The organism is Exiguobacterium qingdaonense (assembly GCF_018617855.1).
GTDB lineage: Bacteria > Bacillota > Bacilli > Exiguobacteriales > Exiguobacteriaceae > Exiguobacterium > Exiguobacterium qingdaonense.
In genome coordinates this window covers 82,337-102,843 of record NZ_JACSKY010000005.1, presented here as the reverse complement: position 1 = coordinate 102,843, position 20,507 = coordinate 82,337, and the positions used below count along the sequence as shown (strand labels likewise).

Sequence of the window (20,507 nt, the reverse complement as noted above, 5' to 3'; positions counted from 1 at the left end):
GCGGATGAAACGTTCGCTTGCGCTAGGGTTGTGTGTATCGTTACTTGCCATGCCTGTCATGGCAACAGAGAAAGACACGTTAAAGGCTCGACAAGATCGACTGTCCAATGAATTAGAGGAGTCGAAAAAAGCGCAGGCTAAGACGGATGCCGAGCTTGAGGTCACCGAGGCGGAGCGTGATGCCGTGAAGACGGAAATTCACATCGTCGATGACCGACTGAATGATTTGAGTGAACAAATCGCGATTCAGCAACATGAGGTCGATACGGCCCGTGAAGAGCTCAAGGCGACCCGCCAGCAACTTTCCGTTCAGGAAGAATACTTGGAAAGCCAAAAGGAACTCTTGAACGAGCGTCTTCGCGTTTTGCAAGTTCACGAAGACACTTCCTATTTACAAGTCATTTTTGAGTCCCGTTCCTTCGGCGACTTCGTCACACGGGTCATGACGGCCCGCACGATCGCTGAGCAGGACCGGGAGCTCATACATAATTATATGAGTGAGATGGAGCGCCTTGAGTCGCTCGAGTCGACACAGCGTACCCAACTGTCATTCATCAAACAAAAAGAGCGGGAGCTCGTCATCACGAAACAAGACCTCGACCGTACGGCCGAGAAGAAACGTGACTTGTTGACCGAACTAAACGAACAAGTCGAGCAACTCGAACTGGAGAAGATGACACGAAGCGAAGAACAGGCGGTCATGGCCGAACAAAACCGGATCATCAATGAACAGCTCGAGGCGATCGCGACTGCTGAACGAGAAGCCGCGGAGGCAGCCGAACGTGCCAAGCGTGAAGCCGAGGCACGCGCCGCTGAAGAACGGTCTCGAGCTGCGGCTGAAGCGAAAGAAACGGAGACAGAAGTGGAGTCACCTGAAGTGACCGCACCGGCCGAAACACCGACGAATGTTTCCACGTCCACCGGGTTCGTCCGTCCTGTTTCTGGCTATGTCTCGAGTCCATTCGGTCCACGGAACAACCCGTTGACAGGGGTCCCGGAACTCCATCGAGGCATTGACCTCGTCAATGCGCTCGGGACACCGATTGTCGCAAGCGCCCCGGGGGTTGTCATCAAGGCTGCGCCTGCGACGGGATATGGAAATGTCGTCTTCGTCTCACACGTCATTAACGGTGAGGTTTGGACGACTGTCTACGCCCACTTACATGCCATCACGGTCGGAGCCGGTCAACACGTATCGGCCGGACAGACGGTCGGCACACTCGGAAACACGGGCTGGTCGACCGGTCCCCATCTTCATTTTGAGTTGCATCGAGGAAAATGGGGTCCGGGACAGCCGAATGCGATCGACCCTGGCCCGTATATCGGATACTGATTGAAGCGGACGCGTCCCAAATATGTGGAACGCGTCCGCTTTTCCTTTCATTTTTGCTATACTAATGAAAAGACTTACAAAGAGAAATGAGGGAACAACCCGTGAAAAATTCAACCGCAGGACTACTCGCTGGCACAACGTTCGTGGCTGGGGCCGGTGCAGGCCTTGCGACGATGGCGTTTACAGACACTTCCCTTCCCATTCAAACGAATGCAGAAGGCTGGGATAAAGTCGACCAAGTACGTGATTTGATTGAGGCACACTCATTACAAGACATTTCAGAAGAGGATTTATTGACCGGAGCGCTCGATGGTATGACCGGAGCACTTGAGGACCCGTATTCTGATTTCTTGGACGCAGATGAAACATCACAATTTACTGACTCGATTGAATCGAGTTTTGAAGGAATCGGCGCAACTTTGGAGAAGAAAGGAGATGACATCTTAATTGTCGCTCCAATCAAAGGTGCTCCAGCCGAGGAGGCAGGACTCCGCCCCGGTGATATCATCACGGCGGTCGATGGGGAGTCGATCGAAGGGATGGATGTGCAAGAAGCCGTCCAGCTCATTCGTGGGGAAAAAGGGACGACCGTCACGCTGACGATCCGCCGAGGCAGTCAGACGGCGGATTACGAGATTACACGTGACACGATTCCGATTGAGACGGTCTATTCGGAAGTGAAGCAAGAAGGTGGCAAACAAATCGGTTATCTTCAGGTCACACAGTTCTCAGAACCGACGGCTGATGAGTTTCTCGAGCAACTCGAGCAGCTTGAAGCAGAAGAGATCGACAGTTTGATTATCGACGTACGTGGAAACCCTGGTGGTCTCCTGCCAGCGGTCATCGAGATGTCAGAAGGATTCGTCCCCACGTCGAAACCGGTCGTCCAAATCGAGAATGCGGACGGGGACCGCGACGCTCAGAACGGACGGGCCCGTGAAGCGAAGCCATACAATCTTTTCGTCTTGACGGACGAGGGCTCGGCTTCCGCATCAGAAATTTTGGCGGGTGCGATGAAAGAAGGGGCGGGCGCGACCATTATCGGGACGAAGACGTTCGGGAAAGGTGTCGTCCAGACGGCGTTCGATTTAGAGGACGGTAGTAATTTAAAACTGACGACGAGCAAATGGCTCACGCCGGACGGAAATTGGATCAACGAAAAAGGAATCGAGCCGGATATTGAAGTGACACAACCGGATTACTTTAACGTGACCCGCGTACTGGTAGACGCAGAGTCACTCGAGGTTGGAGATTACGGTGATGCCGTCTCGAACTTGCATAAAATCTTGACGGGAATCGGCTATGAACCAGGCGGTCAACCAGGCTACTACGGGGACACGATGGCCGAGGCGGTCAAGGCATTCCAGGCAGAAAATGACCTCACCGCTTCCGGGACGGTCGATGAAGAGACGGCATCGGCGCTCGAATCGAAGTTACTCGAGGCGATTCAAGATGAGGCGAATGATGCCCAGTTGAACCGAGCGCTAGAAGAAGCCGCAAAATAACGTTGTATGAAAGAAAGGGTTGGACCGCGTGGAAGTTGTAAGAATGAGTATTACGGCTTTATTGACGTTGTTAGGTAGTCCACTGTTTTGGGTGACGCTCGTCGCCCTTACATACATATCGATGACACGGGTCAAGCGAGAACGGGCCATGTTCCGTTCGAGACGACGCCCACCGAAGTCGGAATGGAAACATTTCATTTGGCCGAGTCTTCTGTTAGCGGTCCTCTCCTCCACCGCGACGATTTTTCTCGAGACGACGATCACAGTTGAGTGGGCGGTCTCGTTCACCGTTCTGTATACGCTCGTCGTCTTAACGATGCATCCGCGATTTTTCAACCCGGTGTTGCCGCTCCTCGTGCTGTTTGCGATCGTCCTGTTGCGGGATGTTGTCGCATACGGGGCGCTCAGCGATTGGGTGAGAGAGCTCGCCCGGGTCGATTGGACGGTTTATGCGCTCACGTTCGGTCTCGTCACGCTTGCGGAAGCGATATTGTTACGATGGGACGGTCCGAGAGAGACATCCCCGACCTTGATCTTATCGAAACGTGGACAATTCGTCGGAGGGCATGTCGTCAAACGCATCTGGTTTTTCCCGCTCGTCGTGTTCGTGCCACCGACGCTTGGTCTCGACTGGCCGATGGTGCCGATTATTCTCCCGATTCCAATCGGGGTCAGTTTGTTATCGACCGGCGCCTTGCCGGGGACACTCCTCGCACGGTTGAGCAATTATCGGACTGTACTCGCCTTGATTGCGCTTGGCCTATTCGGGATCTCGTATGCATGGGAGATTCCGTATGTCGACTATGCGCTAATCGCCTTGTTCGTCCTCTATGAGCTCGGTCTTCAGTGGATCAAACGGGAAAACCGGGGGACGACGCCTGTGTTCATCAATGGGAACCGTGGGGCGGTCATCATCGATACGCTCCCGGATTCGCCAGGGGAGGCGATGCAACTCATCCCGGGTGAATCGATCTACAAAGTCAACGGGACGGTCATCACCGGAGGGCATAGCTTTTATGAGGCGCTCCAGCGACATAAGCCATACATCAAGCTTGAAGTGTTGAACCTGAACGGAGATATCCGGTTCGTTCAACGGGCGATGTATGAGACTGATCCACATGAACTTGGAATCTTGTTCGTCGGGGAACCGACGAGCCCGCGTGTCCGACTTCGTAAACTGTGAGAGTATCCGTCAAGGGTACTCTTTTTTGCATGCAAAAAGGGCACCCGCTGAGGATGCCCTTTCTTTTTATACGTCAAGTGTTGATGGTTTGAATCCCATTGTTGCCTCGACAGCGTGTTGCCAACCTTTATAGAGAGATTCACGATGCGTCTCGTCCATGTTCGGGTCGAACTTCTTGTCGAGCTTCCATTGCTCTTTGACTTCCGCTTGGTCTTTCCAAAAACCGACGGCGAGACCGGCCAAATATGCGGCACCGAGTGCGGTCGTCTCACTTACCTCAGGTCTTTCGACCGGGACATCGAGAATATCCGCTTGGAACTGCATCAAGAAGTTGTTGCTGACGGCACCGCCATCGACACGGAGCGTCTTCAAGTTGATGCCAGAGTCATTCTCCATCGACGTGAGGACGTCACGTGTCTGGTATGCCAGTGACTCGATCGTCGCGCGGACGAACTGTTCTTTCTCCGTTCCGCGAGTGAGGCCGAAGATGGCACCTCGCACGTCAGAGTTCCAATATGGGGCACCGAGACCGACGAATGCTGGTACGACGTAAACCCCTTCTGTCGATTCGATCCGTGTCGCGTACTGTTCCGAGTCTTTCGCCGATTTGAGCATCCGCAACCCGTCACGGAGCCATTGAATCGCCGAACCGGCAACGAAGATTGATCCTTCTAGCGCATACTCGACCTTGCCGTTGTAGCCCCATGCGATCGTCGTCAAAAGACCGTGGTCTGATTTGACGGCTTCTTCACCTGTATTCATGAGCATGAAGCAACCCGTTCCATATGTGTTTTTACCTTCGCCTTTGTCAAAGCATGTTTGACCGAACAAGGCGGCCTGTTGGTCACCCGCCGCGCCAGCGATTGGGACTTCAAACCCGAAGAAGTGATAAGGGACCGTGTTTGCGTACACCTCACTCGACGGCTTGACTTCAGGAAGCATCGATTTCGGCACGGTCAAGATGTCGAGCAACTCGTCATCCCATTTTTGTTCATAGATGTTGTACATGAGTGTCCGTGAGGCGTTCGAGTAGTCCGTTACGTGAGCTTGCCCACCCGAGAGTTTCCAAATGAGCCATGTGTCAATTGTTCCGAAAAGCAGCTCGCCGTTCTCGGCTTTTTCGCGTGCGCCTTCCACGTTGTCAAGAATCCATTTGACTTTCGTTCCCGAGAAATAGGCATCGATGAGAAGACCAGTTTTGTCCCGAACCATGTCAGAGTGGCCGGCGGACTTCAGTTCTTCACAGATGTCAGCAGTTTGACGTGATTGCCAAACAATCGCGTTATAGACGGGGCGTCCTGACTCTTTGTCCCAGACGACGGCAGTTTCCCGTTGGTTCGTGATGCCGATTCCCGCAATTTCGTTCGGGTCAATATCGGCCGAACCGAATGCTTCCGCCATGACGGCAAGGACAGAACCCCAAATCTCATTGGCGTTATGTTCGACCCAGCCTGGTTTTGGGAAGTACTGTTTGAACTCGCGTTGGGCGACCGTGACAATCTTTCCGTCATGGTCAAAGATGATTGCCCTTGAGCTCGTCGTTCCTTGGTCCAATGCTAAAATATAACGTTTTTCTTTCGCCATATGTGATTTCCTCCTTCAAAATGTGGTGTCATGGGACGAGAATGTTGTAGATAAGTGCGGCGATGACGCCACCGATGATCGGACCGACGACCGGAATCCATGAGTAGCCCCAGTCGGATGATCCTTTTCCTTTGATTGGGAGGAGAGCGTGTACAATCCTCGGGCCGAGGTCACGTGCCGGGTTGATTGCATATCCTGTCGTACCTCCGAGCGAAAGACCGATTGAGACGATCAAGAAGCCGACGATGAGCGGATTGAGTCCATCTGCGAATGTGTTTGCCCCGAATGACAACAACGCAAAGACGAGGACGAACGTTCCGATAATCTCACCGATCAAGTTGAACGGTGTGCTTCGAATGCCTGGAGCTGTCGAGAATGTCGCCAACTTCAAACCAGGGTCGTCCGTGGCATCATAGTGAGGTTTATAATGAATAAACACTAGACATGCCCCGATGATGGCTCCGATAAACTGAGCTAAGATGTAGAGCGGGACATCCGCCCACGGGAATTCTCCTGCTGTCGCAAGACCAATTGTGACGGCAGGGTTGATGTGTGCGCCACCGTAAATACCGGCTGCGTATACCCCGATCATAACGGCAAGACCCCAGCCCATCGTGATGACAATCCAGCCAGAGTTTTCCGCTTTGGAATGACGGAGGACGACGCCGGCGACCACACCGTTACCGAGCAGAATCAATAGCATCGTACCAATGATTTCACTGACAAATGCTGACATGTGATACTCCCCTTTCTCCCTTATGCAATTTGACTTACCACTTCATTATATGCCCAAAATGTAAGCGTTTTAAAACAGTGTTTTTTAAAATTCCTACTTTTTTCCTAAGAATGTTCACATTTACACCTGTAAACATCTCGATGATTTATTGTCATGAAGCATCTTGACTGATCGATACGTATGCGGTCACGGAGTCGGACAGGCTGTGAATCGGATAGGTAGATTGTCTACTGGGTGATCGTTCATCCACTATGTCAATAAAGTGATTCTTTTTTCATGAAATTGAATGTTTCTTTTCAGACGGTAACGGAAAAAGAATGAACGATGCGCATATTTCAATAAGAATAGAATGAATTTACCCGATAGTTGATAAGCGAATATTTGTTCGTGTCTATGGTATAATCAAGTCACTATGAAATGAGAAGGTGAGGAGTAGCTTATGGAATCGATCCCGTTTGCATTACAATCTGAATTTCAACCTGGAGGCGACCAGCCTGAAGCGATACGACAACTTGTTGAAGGCGTGAATCGGGGTGATCGGTATCAGACACTTCTCGGGGCGACCGGGACAGGGAAGACGTTCACCGTCTCAAACGTCATTCAAGAAGTGAAGAAACCAACACTCGTCCTCGCCCATAATAAGACGCTCGCCGGTCAGCTTTACTCCGAGTTCAAAGAGTTCTTCCCGAACAATGCCGTCGAGTATTTCGTCAGTTACTATGACTACTATCAACCGGAAGCATACGTACCATCGACGGATACGTTCATCGAAAAGGATGCCTCGATCAACGATGAAATCGATAAGCTGCGTCACTCGGCGACGTCGGCTCTATTCGAGCGTGATGACGTCATCATCGTCGCATCCGTCTCTTGTATATATGGTCTCGGTAACCCGGAAGAGTATCGAAGCCTCGTCCTCAGTTTGCGGGTAGGCAAGGAGATGGGACGTGACGAGATGTTACGCAAACTCATCGACATTCAATATGAACGGAACGATATCGACTTCCAACGTGGGCGTTTCCGTGTTCGTGGGGACGTCGTCGAAATCTTCCCGGCGTCGCGTGACGAACATTGTATGCGCATCGAGTTCTTCGGTGACGAGATTGATCGGATTCGCGAGATGGACCCGTTGACGGGTGAAATCATCGCCGACCGTGACCACGTCGCCATCTTCCCGGCATCCCACTTCGTCACCCGTGACGAAAAACTGCAAAAAGCCATCGTCAACATCGAAGCCGAACTCGAGGAACAACTCGAAAAGTTCCGGGAAGAAGGAAAATTGCTTGAGGCGCAACGTCTCGAACAGCGAACGCATTACGACTTGGAAATGATGCGCGAGATGGGATATTGTTCTGGTATCGAGAACTATTCGCGACACTTGAACCTGATGCCGGAAGGCTCGACCCCGTACACGCTACTCGATTACTTCCCGGAAGACTTCATACTCGTCGCCGACGAGTCACACGTGACGCTCCCGCAAGTACGCGGCATGTACAACGGGGACCAGGCACGGAAGCAAGTACTCGTCGATCACGGGTTCCGTCTACCGTCAGCGAAAGATAACCGTCCACTCAAGTTCGACGAGTTCGAGAAGAAAGTGTCACAGGCTATCTTTATCTCGGCGACACCTGGGCCGTTCGAGCTCGAGCATACGCCGCATATGATCGAACAGATCATCCGTCCGACCGGACTCCTCGACCCGACCGTCGAGATTCATCCGATCAAAGGACAAATCGATTACTTGATGGACCAAATTCGCGAACGAATCAAACGGGATGAGCGCGTCCTCGTGACGACGCTGACGAAGAAGATGGCAGAGGACTTGTCTGATTATTTGCGTGAAGCGGGAATCAAAGTAAACTATATGCACTCCGAGATCAAGACGCTTGAACGGATTGAGATCATCCGTGATCTTCGTCTCGGGAAGTATGATGTGCTCGTCGGAATCAACTTGCTACGAGAAGGCCTTGATATTCCAGAGGTCAGTCTCGTGACGATTCTAGATGCCGATAAGGAAGGGTTCCTTCGGTCCGATCGGTCACTCATCCAGACGATTGGGCGAGCGGCGCGTAATGCGAACGGACATGTCGTCCTGTTCGCGGATAAGATGACCGACTCGATGGCGCGTGCCATCGAAGAGACGGATCGGCGTCGGTCGATTCAGCAAGCTTACAATGAAGAGCACGGCATCACCCCGCAGACGATTCGAAAAGACGTTCGAGGGGTCATTCGGGCGACGGTCGAGGCGGAAGAAGAGGCACTCGAATCGCTCAGTACGATGAAGCCAGCCGAACGCGAGGCGGCGATTACCAAATTAGAAGAAGAAATGAAGCAAGCGGCGCGCGACCTCCAGTTCGAACGTGCGGCCGAATTGCGTGACTTAATCTTGGAGTTGAAGGTAGGGAATTAAATGGCTGAAAAGAAAAATGCGATTGTCATCAAAGGGGCACGCGTCAACAATTTAAAAAATATTGACATCGAAATCCCACGTGACCAGCTCGTCGTCCTGACGGGTTTGTCCGGCTCCGGGAAATCGTCACTTGCGTTCGATACGATTTACGCTGAAGGACAGCGACGGTACGTCGAAAGCTTGTCCGCTTATGCCCGTCAGTTCCTCGGACAGATGGATAAGCCCGACGTCGATACGATTGAAGGCTTAAGTCCGGCCATCTCGATTGACCAAAAGACGACGAGTCGGAACCCGCGTTCGACGGTCGGGACGGTGACCGAGATTTACGATTATCTCCGTCTCTTGTACGCGCGAATCGGGAAACCGGTCTGTCCTGAACACGGAATCGAAATTACGAGCCAAACGATTTCACAGATGGTCGATCAGGTGATGGAATTGCCGGAACGGACACGTCTCCAAATTTTGGCGCCGATCGTATCAGGACGAAAGGGAGCACATGTGAAGGTGTTCGATTCGTTGAAAAAGGAAGGGTTCGTCCGTGTCCGCGTGAACGGAGAGACGATCGAGCTGACCGATGAGATTGAGCTCGATAAAAATAAGAAACATTCGATTGAAGTTGTCGTCGACCGACTCGTCGTCCGACCTGACGTCGAAGGGCGTCTCGCTGACTCGCTCGAGACAGCGCTCCGCCTTGCGGATGGACGTGCCATCATCGACAAGATGGACGGTACCGAGCTCCTTTTCAGTGAACACCATGCCTGTCCGATCTGTGGATTCTCAATCGGCGAACTCGAACCGCGCATGTTCTCGTTCAATTCGCCGTTCGGGGCATGTCCGACATGTGACGGTCTCGGAACAAAACTCGATGTCGACCCAGAACTCGTCATTCCGGACCCTTCGAAGACGTTGAAAGAAGGGGCGATTGCCGCCTGGCAACCGACGAGCTCACAGTATTACCCGCAACTTCTGGCGGCGATGTGTGAACATTTTGGGATTGACATGGACGTGCCGTTCGAACGTCTGTCGACACGCGACCAAGAACTTGTCTTAAGAGGGTCTAAAGACGAATCGTTTCTGTTCAGGTACGAAAACGACTTCGGCCAAGTGCGGACGAACACGATTTTCTTTGAAGGGGTGCTTCATAACATCGAACGCCGCTATCGGGAGACGACATCTGATTACATCCGGGAACAGATGGAGATGTATATGGCGACACACGCCTGCCCGACATGTCATGGGTATCGCTTAAAAAAAGAGGCGCTCGCCGTCAAAATCACCGGAAGACATATTGGGCAAGTGACCGAGATGTCAGTCGTTGAGGCGCTTGCTTTCTTTGAAGGGCTCGATGAACAGTTGAGCGAAAAAGATTTGGCCATCGCACGCCTCATCTTGCAGGAGATCCGGGAACGACTCAGTTTCTTAAATAATGTCGGTCTCGACTATTTGACGCTCTCACGCGCCGCGGGGACGCTCTCAGGTGGTGAGGCGCAACGGATTCGTCTCGCGACACAAATCGGCTCACGCCTCACGGGTGTCTTATACGTATTGGATGAACCGTCCATCGGTCTCCATCAACGCGACAACGACCGCTTGATTGCGACACTCAAACAGATGCGAGACATCGGCAACACGCTCATCGTCGTCGAGCATGACGAAGATACGATGATGGAAGCCGATTATTTGATTGATATCGGACCGGGTGCCGGGGAGCACGGAGGACAGGTCATCGCAGCCGGGACCCCGAGACAGCTGATGAAAAATAAAAACTCGCTCACCGGTCAATATCTCGCCGGGAAGAGGTTTATTCCGCTTCCGCCTGAACGAAAGATGCCGGACGAGCGATTCTTAAAAATCGTTCGGGCAGGGGAGAATAACTTAAAAGATGTCGATGTCTCGATTCCACTCGGTATGTTCGTTGCAGTGACGGGTGTATCCGGTTCTGGTAAATCGACGCTCATCAATGAAATTCTCTACAAATCGCTCGCCCATAACATGAATCGTGCCAAGGCGAAGCCAGGGAAGCATAAGAAGATTGAAGGACTCGAACATATCGATAAGGTCATCGATATCGACCAATCTCCGATCGGACGTACACCGCGTTCGAATCCGGCGACGTATACGGGTGTCTTTGATGATATCCGGGATGTCTTCGCCTCGACGAATGAAGCGAAGATGCGAGGCTACAAAAAAGGACGATTCAGTTTCAATGTCAAAGGCGGGCGCTGTGAGGCGTGCCGTGGTGACGGGATCATTAAAATCGAGATGCACTTCTTACCGGACGTTTACGTGCCGTGTGAGGTCTGTCACGGGAAACGGTATAATCGCGAGACGCTCGAAGTGAAGTATAAAGGAAAGACGATTGCGGACGTCCTCGACATGACGATTGAGGAAGGGCTCGAATTCTTTGACAAAATTCCGAAAATCAAACGGAAGATTCAGACGATTTATGACGTCGGGCTCGGCTACATGAAACTCGGGCAACCGGCGACGGAACTTTCGGGTGGGGAGGCACAGCGCGTCAAACTTGCCTCGGAGCTCCATAAGCGCTCGACCGGGAAGACGATTTATATTTTGGACGAACCGACGACGGGTCTGCATGTCGACGACATCGCCCGCTTGTTGAAAGTGTTGCAGCGCCTCGTTGAGAACGGGGACACGGTGCTCGTCATCGAACACAATCTCGACGTCATCAAGTCGGCCGATCATTTGATTGACCTCGGACCAGAGGGCGGTGACGGTGGCGGTATGATTGTCGCGACCGGTACGCCAGAGGAAGTCGCTGAAGTGTCTGGCTCGTATACCGGGAAGTATTTGAAGCCGGTGCTTGAACGCGATTCGGCCCGTGTGAAATCGAAAGCAGGAAAAAAGAAACAAGTATAGAAATGATGAGAAACGGGAAGGTAATTGACGTGTAACCAAATTGAAGGGGGAAACGAACGTGAAACAAGAAATGCGTGAACTGATTCTCCAGCAAGTGAAAGACGGCAAACTGACGATTGAAGAGGCGATGACCCAACTCGAACGTCTCGAGCGGCTCGAACCGGAACAGGTTCAGGCGCTAGAGGAGCGACAAGACACGGAAAAAGTCGACGCCTATTCGGTCGAATCACTCACGACCAAACTGACATCCGCGGTAGATGGCCTCGTCACGAAACTTCGTGACAGCGACTTCTCGTTCAGCTCGAATTTTGGTCCGGAAGTGACGTACTCCAAGTCGTTCCCGTTCACAGGTAGCGACATCTCACTCGACCTCTTCAACGCATCGGCGACCATCGTCTCGTCGGACGCCGAGGACTGTGAGCTCATCGTCACCGGTCGTCCACTTCGTCAACAAGATGCGGACAAAGCGCTCGAGCAATTACAGTCAGCGGTCAAGCATTCCGTCATCGGAAACCGCCTCGTCGTTTCGCTACGTGACAAGCTTGTACGGGCCCATGTGGAACTGTATGTCCCACATCACCATTTCAACCATCTTCACGTTCAGACGTTGAACGGAGAAGTTCGTGCCGACGGTCTTGATGTCGAGAACGTCCGGGTACAGACCGCCAATGGTCGTGTCGTCTTACATGAGATGCACGCATCCGAACTCCTGTTAAATACGGGGAACGGGACGGTCGAAGTCGAGGGCGTCGAGGCAGAACTCGTGCACGTCCGTACCGGGAACGGTGCCGTCATCATTGGCGGGAAGTACGACAAGGCGTCTCTCAAGACGGGGAACGGGAACATCCGGGCTGAACTAGCGACGGCCCGCCCGGCAAAATTCGAACTCGCCTCACTCGCCGGAAACATTCGCCTCGTGTTGCCACACGGCGTCGAAGTCGAAGGGGAACTTGAGACGAACTTCGGTGGTCTCCACTGCTTGCTCGACGAACTCGAGATTATCCGTGACCGAAAAGACGTTGCGCAGCGTCGTCTCGAATTCTTGTCTGGTCGTGGTCAAACGCCACGGATCGAAGTCGAGGCGGGGACGCGTACTGGCACAATCGACTTGGAACATGGTTCGGTGTACACGCCATCGACGTTCCTTGATGAAGAACAGACGGAACCGACAGACCCGGTTGACCCGGTCGACCCAGGCGATCTGAATAACCCGTTCCATCAAAAATAAAAACCGAAGGCGATTTGCCTTCGGCAGACTGTTGACGAACCACATTGCATTTTGCCATCTGGTTCGTCTTTTTTGTAGATTTCAATCTATTGGGTCGTTTCGCCCCACAAAATTGAAGACATGTTATGTAGACTTTCCTTTCTAGTCGACAGGTTGGGTAGCTTCTTCGTGTTTTGCGCGGTGACTGCTAACAGATTGGCGCGTTACATGTCCGACTCCTTCTTTTGATGATTTTTCTTCGGCCGTCGAGGCCTCAGAAAAAGACAAACGGCCGCCAGATGACGACCGTTTGCGTTGCTCGCCCGACGGCGCCCCGACTCCGACAGGATTGCAATCCGACGGAGACCCAGCAGCGATTCTTTAGTCGCGATGCGGCTCCGGGATTGCCTGCGGAAAGCGTGGGCGCCGGAAAGGCGAGCGACAGAATTCATGTTAGTCAACAAGCTGAATCCGAAGGCAGCCGCCTTCGGATTTTTTTGTTTACAGGTTCATTTCATACTCGATCTGTTGCCAATCCATCATCTGTGTATCGAACAGCGTGAACGCACTGACCGCGAAGACGATGAAAAGGACAGGTCCGGCAATCAATAGGATGATACCGAACAGACGCATCGACTTCGAACGATTCCAGTAAAAGATGATGGCGACAATCATCGAGATAAGGGCGCCTGATAAGAAGAACCCGATGATGTTCAAGATGAACAACAGCAAGACCGTCTCATTTTTCGTCGCAGCATAGTCCTTCCACATGTCAATCAACGACTTGATGATATAGACGAGCGAGCCGATCCCGATGACTAACGCAAACAAGATGGCGATTCCAAACAATCCTTCCATTCCTTCACCTCCTGTTATGACTATACCCTTCATACGAACGACACGTCAGGAAGTTTCATCAAATTTTCGACACGTTGTTCATCACTTCTCTAACCTTTCTTTGAAAGAGCTATGATACAATAATGAGCGTGAAAGGGGCAGATACTCATGCAAAATATCGTACGTACGGCTCAAGTCGTTGAGCGTTTTAAACTTCAAGTCATTGCGGGAGAGGAAGGACTTCATCGTCCGGTCGCGACACCTGACCTTAGTCGACCGGGTCTCGTCCTTGCCGGATACTATACACATTACGCAAAAAACCGTCTGCAAGTGTTAGGGAAGACGGAGCTGACTTTCTATGCGAGCTTGTCTGAAGAGAAGCGCCGTGAGCGCGCTCGGATTTTATGTACGGAATCGACACCAGGAATCTTAATCACACGTGGTTTTGACATCCCGGAGGAAATTGAAAAAGAAGCGGAAGCGGCAAACGTCCCACTCATGCGGACGAATGCGGTGACGACTTCGATTGAATCGCAAATCACGAACTTCCTCGAGATGGAACTTGCGCCGATGACGGCGATGCACGGTGTGCTCGTCGATATTTATGGTGTCGGTGTCCTCATCAAGGGACAAAGTGGTGTCGGGAAGTCTGAAACCGCGCTCGAACTCGTCAAACGGGGGCACCGACTCGTCGCCGATGACTCGGTCGAGATTCGTCAAACAGGGGACCAACTCCTCGTCGGTTCAGCACCTAAGCTCATCCGTCACTTACTTGAGATTCGAGGAATTGGCATCATCGATGTCATGACGTTGTTCGGTGCGGGTGCGGTTCGGTCGCATAAAAAGATTAGCCTCATCGTCAACTTGGAAAATTGGGACCCGGGCAAAGTGTATGACCGTGTCGGACTTGACCACAACACGATGAAAATCATCGACAGCGAGGTCCCGCTCCTCACGATCCCGGTACGCCCAGGACGTAACTTGGCGGTCATTATCGAGGTCGCGGCGATGAACTATCGCCTGCAAAACATGGGAATCAATACGGCTGAAGAGTTTGCGGAACGTCTCGCGAACGCGATTCAGGACACTGAAGGAGACTTGTGACCATGGTAGAACCGACATTTGATCGTGTAGCGTTTGAGATTGGCTCACTTCCGATTTACTGGTACGGCATGATTATCGCTTTCGGGGCGATGCTTGGACTCGTTCTTGCCTTGTTTGAAGCGAAGAGAATCAACTATGATTCGGAACGACTCGTCGATGTCATCATTTGGTCGATTCCGATCAGCATCATTTTCGCACGCATCTATTACGTGACGTTCCAATGGGATTACTACTCAGAGAACCTCGGGCAAATCATCGACATCCGTCAAGGTGGGATTGCCATTCATGGTGCCATTTTTGGGGCACTCCTGGTCGTCATCGTCTATTGTATGCGAAAGTCGATGTCGTTTTGGAAGGTGACGGACATTTTGGCACCGTCACTGCTCCTCGGGCAAGCTGTTGGGCGCTGGGGGAACTTCATGAACCAGGAGGCACACGGTGGCGAAACGACACGTAGTTTCTTAGAAGAGACGCTCATGTTGCCGGATTGGATCGTCAATCAGATGTATATCGATGGGGCTTACTATATCCCGACCTTCCTGTATGAAAGTGTATGGAACATCATCGGGGTCATCCTCCTCGTCGCGTGGCGCATGATCGGAAACCCAAGACGAGGGTACATCTTCTTGTCCTACCTCGTCTGGTACTCGATCGGTCGTTTCTACATCGAGGGACTTCGTACGGACAGTCTCATGTCAGGCGATTTGCGTGCGGCCCAAATGGTGTCGATTGTTCTGATCCTCTTCGGTATCGTCATGATGATTCTTCGCCGTAACGCTAAACGATACAACGATTCATCAGAGAAAGGACTGTTTGATTAATGGATACGCTCTTGTTTGACCTAGACGGTACGTTACTCGACACGAACCCGCTCATCATCGCCAGCTTCCGTCATACGTTCGACTATTATTTCCCGGAACATACGTATCGGGATGAGGACATCTATCGCTTCATCGGACCGACGCTCGAGAAGTCGTTCCGTGAATTGAACGAATCGGAATGGAAAGAGATGCAGGCGTTCTATCGGAGCTTCAACATCGCCATGCACGACCAGCTCGTCGCAGAGTACCCAGGTGTCATCGAAGGCTTATATCGCCTTCATGCGAAAGGGTACAAGATGGGCATCGTCACATCAAAAGGTCGCCCGGTCGTCGAGAGAGGGCTTCGTTTGTTCAACATCGACCATTTGTTTGACGTCGTCGTGACGGCAGACGATGTCGAGAATGAAAAACCGCACGCCGAACCGGTCGAACGCGCGCTACAGGCACTCGGTTCGGTAGCGGAGCGAGCTGTCATGGTCGGTGACAACGACACGGACATCTTCAGCGGGAAAAACGCTGGGACGAAGACGGTCGCCGTCGGGTGGGCGCTCAAAGGACGCCCATTCCTTGAGTCACTCGAGCCGGACGTCATCATCGACTCGATGGAACATTTTGAGGCATGGCTCGACGAGGTCAGCGTCCATGCGTAAGACGAAACGGTTTCGCATCGACGGGCCGAACCCGCTTTGGCAGATGTATCGAACGATTCGCTTCCTACGTGTCTTTAAAAACACGACGGTCGTCCTGGTCGGTCGTTACTTCCCTTCGGTGAAAGCGAAGCGGTGGTTGTACCGGACGTTTCTTGGGATGAACATCGGGGAGTATAGCGCCCTCGCCCTCAAGGTCACGCCGGACGTCATGTTCCCGGAACGGATCAAGATCGGACGCAATACGGTCATCGGATTCAACTCGACGATTCTCTGTCATGAGTATCTCGTGGACGAGTATCGAATCGGAGACGTCGTCATCGGAGACGAAGTGTTGATCGGGGCGAACGTGACCATCCTGCCCGGTGTGACGATCGGAGATGGGGCCGTCATCGGAGCGGGCGCGGTCGTACACCGTGACGTCATGCCAGGAGAACGGGTCATCGGTTCAAAGCTACAATCACTGTCACATATTTGACACAGTTTTTCGTAAAATGTTTTCATGGCCATTTTATAAAGACGAGGTATAGAATATTTGTGCGGTATCACTTTATTTATAGGTGATACCGCTTTTTGATGGATAAATGTCCAGAAAAGTAGCAATCATATTTTCGCTAAAAAACAATTTTTAGACCTAGCAAAAAATATTCATTATAGAGCGAATATAGTCGCTATTTTTTTTAACTTTTTCAGTTGCTCTCGCTGTTCGAGTGCGGTATTCTTATCCCTGCAACTAAAAAAAGATTTAGAGATGATGTGGAGGATTTAGAATATGGAAGCGAACTATGAAGCAGTAATGACGCTACCCGAACCAGAATCTCCGCTTGCTGCGGAGCTCCACTACTATAGAGGTCGTCGTGCGTTACGTGAAGGTCGCCTAGATGAAGCGACTTTTTTCATGGCTGAAGCGACAGCGGTAGCCACACACCGCGTCGACTATCATAAACAGTATGCAGAACTGTTGTTTGAAGTAGGGGAGGTCTACCACGCCAATGATGTGTGGAAGCGAGTATTAGAGCTCGACGAGACCGCGACGGAAGCACTTTATCACTTGGCGAGCAACTGTGCCTATGTCTCTCAATACGAAGAAGCGGCGAACTATGCGTCCGAATATCTCGTTCGTGACTCGAAAGGTCACTATACGGAAGCCGTGCAGTCCCTTCTTGAACTGATCGAACTCGAACAAGAGCTCGAAGACGAGGAAGAAGATGAGTTGATCACATGGCATACGGAAGCGCAACATCAAATCGACAAAGGGCGGTTGTTTGCTGCGAAGGCGACGCTCGAGCGTCTGATCGGGCAGTATCCTTCGTTTTGGCCAGCGTATAACAATTTATCGGTCGTCAACTTTTATCTCGGAGATGACGAAGCGGCGTTTCGAACGCTCGAATACGTTCTCGACCGAAATCCGGGCAACTTGCACGCCCTTTTAAACACGATTCTCTTGCTCCATGAAGCAGGACAGTCCGAAGTGGCAATCCAGTTGTCGACACCGCTCACGCGAATCCGTCCAATCCAGTTCGATTTACGCTATAAACTGGCAACGACGCTTGCAATCGTCGGGCATTACGACCGTGCGTATGAAGAGTTGCGTCTATTGAAGGATCGTGGTTTTCGCGGAGACACATTGTTTGGGCATTGGCTCAGCGTGTCCGCCTATAAGACAGGACGATTAGAAGAGGCGGCCACCTATTTGAACAATGAAGAGATGAAGCGGTTCGAAGAGAAACAGAGCTTTGACATTCGAGAGAACCTCGAGTTCCGTTCGGCGCTCGTTCAAGGACTTCGTCAAGAGAGCGACATGGCTCGAATCGAGATCATTCGAATGATTTCGAATCTTAGAGACGATGAGGCGTTCGAAGCACTCGCGCTGACGAACGCGGTGACAGATAACGAGACGGTCCGTGCCTTTGCGGAGGCGTGCCGGGCCGACCTTTGCGGTCAAGCATTCAGTGGAGACGAGCGGATCAAGCGTGCATTTGATGCCCTCGTGTTAGCTGAAGCGCATGTGTCAGAGGCGGAACGGATGAGTTTAGAAGGGGACTTCTATGAACGGTTTGCGACTCTCTTGTTGGCGGATGAATCATTCATGGACGTAACGGCATCGGCCGCTGCGCTCGTCTGGATGTTTTATACGAAACGAGACGCATTGATTCTTGAAGACTGTGCGAATGTGTTCCACATCTCGGTCGATACGTTGACAGAGACGGTCCGTTCGTTCAAACGGACACTCGAACAAGCATAAAAATAGACGATACCCACACAGGTTTCTTATACTAAAGGCAATCAATTTCTTGCAGAGGTGGAATCAACATGACAGAAGAAAAAATTTATGACGTCATTATCATCGGTGCCGGTCCTGCCGGAATGACCGCTGCGCTATATGCTTCACGTGCGAACCTTTCGACACTTATGATTGAACGAGGGATTCCAGGTGGTCAGATGGCCAACACGGAGGACATCGAGAACTATCCGGGTTACGACAGCATCCTCGGTCCTGATTTGTCTCAAAAAATGTTCGACCATTCGAAAGCGTTCGGTGCGGAGTATGCGTACGGCGATGTGCAAAGCATCTCGGATGAAACAGAATACAAAATCGTCCATGCGCACAATCGTGACTATAAAGCACGCGCAATCATCCTCGCCTCTGGCGCCCAGTATAAGAAAATCGGTGTACCGGGTGAAGAAGAACTCGGCGGACGCGGCGTATCGTATTGTGCGGTATGTGACGGCGCATTCTTCAAAGGAAAAGATCTATTCGTCATCGGCGGTGGCGACTCTGCCGTTGAAGAAGGTGTCTTCTTGACACGCTTTGCGAACAAAGTGACGATCGTACACCGTCGCGATGAACTTCGCGCTCAAAAGATTCTCCAAAAACGTGCGTTCGACAATGAGAAGATCGATTTCATTTGGAACCATACGGTAAAAGAGATCACGGAGAACGACGGCAAGGTCGGCGGAGTTCGTCTCGTCAATACGGTTGACGGTACGGAGACTGACCATGAGATTGACGGTGTCTTCATCTATATCGGGATGAACCCGATCACTGGATTCGTCCAGGACCTCGGCATCACGAACGAACAAGGTTACATCGTGACGAACGAGGCGATGGAAACGAATATCCCTGGCATCTTCGCTGCCGGTGACGTTCGCGAGAAAACGCTCCGTCAAGTCGTCACTGCGACGAACGATGGTTCGATTGCCGCTCAAAACGCGCAACACTTCATCGAGGGGCTCCTCGAATCGTTGCAAGGACAAAACGCATGATTCAAGGAGGTAGGACTGCGGGGGACCGCGGTCCTTCTCTTTTTTTCGGACGTTCGTTATACTAGGTAAAGAGAGCTACACACACGGCTCGGTTGTCAAATTTAAGGGGGCGTCAGCGAGATGGAAGATTTTAAAGGATTAGAAGAATTGATCATCATCAGTGGGATGAGCGGGGCTGGAAAGTCGGTCGCGATGAATAGTTTCGAGGACCTCGGCTATTTTTGTGTCGACAACCTTCCGCCGGTCCTCTTGCCACAATTGATCGATGTCATCAGCTCGGTCCGACCGAAAATCGCGGTCGCCATTGATACACGCACGAGAGATTTTATCGATAGCCTGTTCATTGTCATCGACGACTTGGAACAAAAGAACGTTCATCCACATCTGCTTTACTTAGAGACGCGGGACGATGTGCTCGTTCGCCGCTACAAGGAGACGCGGAGGTCCCATCCGCTCGCACCTGAAGATGCGCCGCTCGTCGGCATCAAGATGGAGCGTGAGCTGTTAGAAGGGTTCCGTGACCGGGCCCACACCTTGTATGACACAAGTGATTTGAAGCCGCAGATGTTAAAGGACCGCATCCTCCAACAGTTCAACGAGGAACGAATCCCGTTCACGGTCAACTTCATGTCGTTCGGATTCAAACACGGGGTGCCGCTCGATGTCGATCTATTGTTCGATGTCCGCTTCATCACGAACCCGTTTTACATCCCGGAACTGAGACCGCTCACAGGTCAAACGTCGGAAGTTCAAGATTACGTCATGTCCCATCCTGAAGCACGGGCGTTTTATAAAAAGTTGATCGACATGCTCGAATTTCTTCTTCCGCAATATAAACGCGAAGGGAAGACACAAATCGTCGTCGCGTTCGGTTGTACCGGTGGAAAACACCGCTCGATCACATTCGCTGAAAAAGTGTCAGAGCATTTCGCAGAACGATACAACGTGAAGACGGTTCATCGGGATCTCGCCCACGCGACGAAGGAGAAATGA

16 protein-coding genes are annotated in these 20,507 nt (G+C 51.8%); 13 read left to right on the top strand and 3 right to left on the bottom strand.

Translation table 11 applies throughout. The features are described from left to right. Positions 1–4: 4 nt before the first annotated feature. The 3 genes from KNP00_RS14285 (at position 5) to KNP00_RS07790 (ending at position 4,021) form a co-directional block, all read left to right on the top strand. A complete protein-coding gene (locus tag KNP00_RS14285) occupies positions 5–1,333 on the top strand; it encodes a murein hydrolase activator EnvC family protein (protein WP_215143857.1) in 1,329 nt (442 codons plus the stop codon). Between the two features lie 101 nt (positions 1,334–1,434). Beyond that, positions 1,435–2,838 (top strand): S41 family peptidase, encoded by a 1,404-nt coding sequence (locus KNP00_RS07795; protein WP_215143855.1) that lies wholly within the window; start codon positions 1,435–1,437, stop codon positions 2,836–2,838. Positions 2,839–2,881: 43 nt separating this feature from the next. Continuing rightward, complete coding sequence (locus KNP00_RS07790) at positions 2,882–4,021, top strand: PDZ domain-containing protein (protein ID WP_215143853.1); 1,140 nt, start codon at positions 2,882–2,884, stop codon at positions 4,019–4,021. A gap of 66 nt (positions 4,022–4,087) precedes the next feature. On the opposite strand, the gene glpK is transcribed toward KNP00_RS07790, so the two are convergent. Both glpK and KNP00_RS07780 read right to left on the bottom strand, forming a co-directional pair. Further along, positions 4,088–5,605, bottom strand: a complete 1,518-nt coding sequence (gene glpK, locus KNP00_RS07785; protein WP_215143851.1) for a glycerol kinase GlpK — start codon at positions 5,603–5,605, stop codon at positions 4,088–4,090. 28 nt (positions 5,606–5,633) lie between these two features. Beyond that, a complete protein-coding gene (locus tag KNP00_RS07780; RefSeq protein ID WP_215143849.1) occupies positions 5,634–6,341 on the bottom strand; it encodes an MIP/aquaporin family protein in 708 nt (235 codons plus the stop codon). A gap of 439 nt (positions 6,342–6,780) precedes the next feature. Here KNP00_RS07780 and uvrB point away from each other — a divergent pair, with 439 nt between their 5' ends. The 3 genes from uvrB to KNP00_RS07765 are packed head-to-tail and all read left to right on the top strand — an operon-like array spanning position 6,781 to position 12,859. Beyond that, a complete protein-coding gene (gene uvrB, locus KNP00_RS07775) occupies positions 6,781–8,751 on the top strand; it encodes an excinuclease ABC subunit UvrB (RefSeq protein WP_215143847.1) in 1,971 nt (656 codons plus the stop codon). Continuing rightward, positions 8,752–11,631, top strand: coding sequence for an excinuclease ABC subunit UvrA (uvrA, locus tag KNP00_RS07770; RefSeq protein ID WP_215143845.1), 2,880 nt, complete (start codon positions 8,752–8,754; stop codon positions 11,629–11,631). A 58-nt stretch (positions 11,632–11,689) separates the two neighbouring features. Further along, complete coding sequence (locus tag KNP00_RS07765; RefSeq protein ID WP_215143842.1) at positions 11,690–12,859, top strand: DUF4097 family beta strand repeat-containing protein; 1,170 nt, start codon at positions 11,690–11,692, stop codon at positions 12,857–12,859. A 480-nt stretch (positions 12,860–13,339) separates the two neighbouring features. Here KNP00_RS07765 and KNP00_RS07760 read toward each other — a convergent pair whose 3' ends face one another. Beyond that, complete coding sequence (locus KNP00_RS07760) at positions 13,340–13,696, bottom strand: hypothetical protein (protein ID WP_215143840.1); 357 nt, start codon at positions 13,694–13,696, stop codon at positions 13,340–13,342. A gap of 147 nt (positions 13,697–13,843) precedes the next feature. On the opposite strand from KNP00_RS07760, the gene hprK reads away from it, so the two are divergent. The 7 genes from hprK to rapZ all read left to right on the top strand — a co-directional run bounded on the left by hprK (position 13,844) and on the right by rapZ (position 20,507). Beyond that, positions 13,844–14,779, top strand: a complete 936-nt coding sequence (gene hprK, locus KNP00_RS07755; RefSeq protein ID WP_215143838.1) for an HPr(Ser) kinase/phosphatase — start codon at positions 13,844–13,846, stop codon at positions 14,777–14,779. 2 nt (positions 14,780–14,781) lie between these two features. Next, positions 14,782–15,600, top strand: coding sequence for a prolipoprotein diacylglyceryl transferase (gene lgt / locus KNP00_RS07750; protein WP_215143836.1), 819 nt, complete (start codon positions 14,782–14,784; stop codon positions 15,598–15,600). After that, positions 15,600–16,250, top strand: a complete 651-nt coding sequence (gene ppaX, locus KNP00_RS07745; RefSeq protein ID WP_215143834.1) for a pyrophosphatase PpaX — start codon at positions 15,600–15,602, stop codon at positions 16,248–16,250. Before lgt ends, ppaX begins: the two co-directional genes overlap by 1 nt. Further along, complete coding sequence (locus tag KNP00_RS07740; protein WP_215143832.1) at positions 16,243–16,725, top strand: acyltransferase; 483 nt, start codon at positions 16,243–16,245, stop codon at positions 16,723–16,725. The genes ppaX and KNP00_RS07740 overlap by 8 nt, the downstream gene beginning before the upstream one ends. A 294-nt stretch (positions 16,726–17,019) precedes the next feature. Continuing rightward, positions 17,020–18,492 (top strand): tetratricopeptide repeat protein, encoded by a 1,473-nt coding sequence (locus KNP00_RS07735; RefSeq protein ID WP_215143830.1) that lies wholly within the window; start codon positions 17,020–17,022, stop codon positions 18,490–18,492. Positions 18,493–18,560: 68 nt separating this feature from the next. Beyond that, complete coding sequence (gene trxB / locus KNP00_RS07730; RefSeq protein ID WP_215143828.1) at positions 18,561–19,514, top strand: thioredoxin-disulfide reductase; 954 nt, start codon at positions 18,561–18,563, stop codon at positions 19,512–19,514. 120 nt (positions 19,515–19,634) lie between these two features. After that, the gene (gene rapZ / locus KNP00_RS07725) at positions 19,635–20,507 is read left to right on the top strand and encodes an RNase adapter RapZ (RefSeq protein ID WP_215143826.1); all 873 of its coding nucleotides are present in this window, start codon (positions 19,635–19,637) and stop codon (positions 20,505–20,507) included.